Genomic DNA, 2,907 nt, shown 5'->3' with positions numbered 1-2,907 from the left:
GTCCAACGACGCAACCGAAGGCCGGTTGATGGATCTCGGCATGAAGCGCCTTCAGCCGGCGCTCGATGCTCGCCGACAGGCGAACGAAGCCGACTTGATCAATCGCGGCATCCGTCCCGGTTCGGATAACTACGCCCAGGCGCAGAACATCCAGGACCAGGGAGAAAACGACGCCTACAATTCGTTGCTGCTGTCCGGTCGCGGGCAGGCGGTGCAGGAGGCCTTGGCCCAGAATTCGGCCCCGATCAACAACCTGACGGCGCTGCTCTCGGGCTCACAGGTCAGCCAGCCGAACTTCGTCAACGCGAACATGCCGACCATCCCGACGACCGACACGGCGGGGCTGATCAACACCAACTACAATCAGCAGCTCCAGAAGTGGCAGCAGGACGCCAGCAGTAGCAGCGATTTGATGGGCGGTCTGTTCGGATTGGGCGCGAACCTGATCAAGTTTTCGGACCGCCGCCTGAAGAAGAACATCCGCGCAATCGGCACCTTTGCCAACGGCCTGACGAAGTACGTGTTCGAATATCTCTGGGGCGGCGGTGAACAGGTCGGCGTCATGGCCGACGAGGTGCGCGCCTATCGGCCTTATGCGGTGACGACGGTCAACGGCTTCGATGCCGTCGACTACGGGAGGGCATTCGCATGACCGCACAGCCGGCTTTCATCTTCGGCGGAGATACTGGCGTCCAGACGCCTGAAGAACTCGCGCGACTTCGCGCCATCGCGGACGCCCTTCGCGGTCCGGCGGCACCGAAGACGGTCGGGCAGGGCCTTTCTGCCATCGGCGAGGCTCTTGGCTACCGTATGGCCAACGGCAGGGCAAACAGGGCGGAAGCGGACTGGCGCAAGAGCGGTGACAGCGTGTTTTCGGCGCTCTTTGGCTCGGGGGCCGGTTCGACCTCCGCTGCTGCCGGTGGGGCTCCCGTGGCCGAAAGCGGCAATGTTGCGTCCTCTGGCATGGGAGGGGCGGCTGGTCCAACTCCGGACCTTTCGGGAAACGGCATTTATTCCGGTTTCATGGACACGGTGAAAAGCAAGGTCACCAATCCCAATGGCCTCGCCGCCGTCGCGTCAACTGCGAACGCTGAAAGCCGGTTCAATCCGAAGAACGCCTTCGGTTCTTGGTCGGACCCGAGCGAAAGCGGTGAGGCTGGCACGGCAGGCGGAATCCTGTCTTGGCGCGGCCCACGTTTCGAGGCGATGCGACAATTCGCGGCCAAGAACGGCGGCGATCCCAGCAATCCTTCGCCACAGCTCCAAGCGCAGTTCTTCCTTCAGGAAGATCCGACGCTGATCGATCGGCTGAACGCAGCAAAGTCGCCGACCGAAGCCCAGCAGATCATGAACAATGCATGGAAGTTCGCGGGCTACGATCGACCAGGCGGCGAGGCCGCGCGGCGTATCGCACAGGCCAACTCGTTCGCATCGCGGTTCAGCGGTTCCACTTCGGACCCGGTGCAAGTGGCGAGCCTTGACCCAGCCTCGGGCATGGCACCCGCAGGCACCGCCGTCGCCAACGCCCTTGCTTCTCCCGCAGCCTCCGCACCGCAGCAGACACCCGCGCAAGCCTTGTCTGGCGCGCCGCAACAAGCTGGCGTCCAGTCGCCGCGTGCGGTTGATAGTGGCGGCATCCCGCAGAGGGGCGCTGTGCTTGCCGGCGGTCCTGGTGCGGCGCCAGGCCCGCAGGGCGTGCAGGTTGCGGGCGGTGGCCCAACCGTTCAGCAGCTCATGCAGGCGGCGACAGATCCCCGGCTGTCCGAACAACAGCGCGGCGTGGTTGGCATTCTGTTGAAACAGAAGATGGCCGCAGCCGACCCGGCCACGCAAATGGAGATGGAAAAGAACCGGCTCGACATGGAGAAAACCCGCATCGAGACGGAACGGCTGCGCAATCCGCAGATGACGCCGGCCGAAAAGGCGAGGCTCGATCTCGACGAGCGCAAGATGCAAGCCGACCAGGACAAGCTCATTGAGGTTGGCGGTTCTCTTGTCGATCCGAAGACCCATCAGGCCGTCTATACGGGTCAGCAGACCGATTGGGAGAAGCTTGACGACGGCACGCTGTACAACAAGCGCACAGGTGAAACGAAAGCTGTCGCCGCATCGCCCGGCGGCGGCCAAGCAAACATGTTCAAGGGAAATGCAGTCGACGCCCAGGCGCTCAACTGGCTGGTAAACAACAACAAGGTCACACAGGAACAGGCGGCCCAGATCGCGGCCGGCAAGACCATCACCGGCCCGAATGGAGAAATGATGTTCCTGACGCCTTCCGGCATCGTCGCACAGATGCCTGGACAGGCTCCCCAGCCCATCGCACCGCCCGCCGCCGCGCCTGGTCCCGCTTCACCGCCGGCCTCTCCGGCGCCCGTGCAAACACCTCCGGCGCCGATCGCACCGATGAGCCCGCGCGCCGCCAACCCGGTTCCCAACCAGAATGCGGGAATCGTCCCGCTGACCGGTCCGAAGTCGAAGCCGCCGAACGAGCAGCAGCAGCGAGACGCCAAGCTGTATTCAGTGGTCGCGCCCGAGCTGAAGATTGTCGAAGATAATTTCTCCGCTTTGTCTAATCTCTCGGATCAGGCGCTTTCAGCCGTGCCGCACGGATCGGACTACGGGGCGGATTACCTGAAATCGTCGGACTACCAGCGCGCTTCGAACTCGCTGAAAACAATAATCGCATCCTATCTCTACAGCGTGTCCGGAGCCACGGCGGCGCCGGCCGAAGTGGAAAACCAGGCCTCCATCCTGACGCCCAAGCCGGGCGAGGCAAAGGAATCGGTCAACGACAAGCTGGCGCGCGTCCGTGCGATGGTCGACGCCATCAGGAGCAGTCGCGGCGGCGGCGATGCTCCGGCTGGGGAGCCGACCGGCGCCGGCACGACGAGCAACGGCTTGAAATGG

At 63.7% G+C, this 2,907-nt stretch carries 2 protein-coding genes; both read left to right on the top strand.

Going from position 1 to position 2,907, the window contains the following annotated elements:
* Positions 1-28: 28 nt before the first annotated feature.
* Positions 29-652 carry a tail fiber domain-containing protein gene (locus tag EN939_RS28105; RefSeq protein ID WP_164751284.1) on the top strand — a complete coding sequence of 208 codons (624 nt, stop codon included), beginning with the start codon at positions 29-31 and terminating at the stop codon, positions 650-652.
* Positions 649-2,907: phage tail tip lysozyme (locus EN939_RS28100; RefSeq protein WP_127270972.1), on the top strand; the 2,259-nt coding region annotated here is incomplete at its 3' end. The genes EN939_RS28105 and EN939_RS28100, both read left to right, overlap by 4 nt.

This window comes from Mesorhizobium sp. M7A.F.Ca.CA.002.05.1.1, from assembly GCF_003998335.1.
Classification (GTDB): domain Bacteria; phylum Pseudomonadota; class Alphaproteobacteria; order Rhizobiales; family Rhizobiaceae; genus Mesorhizobium.
This window is presented reverse-complemented; position numbering and strand designations above follow the sequence as displayed.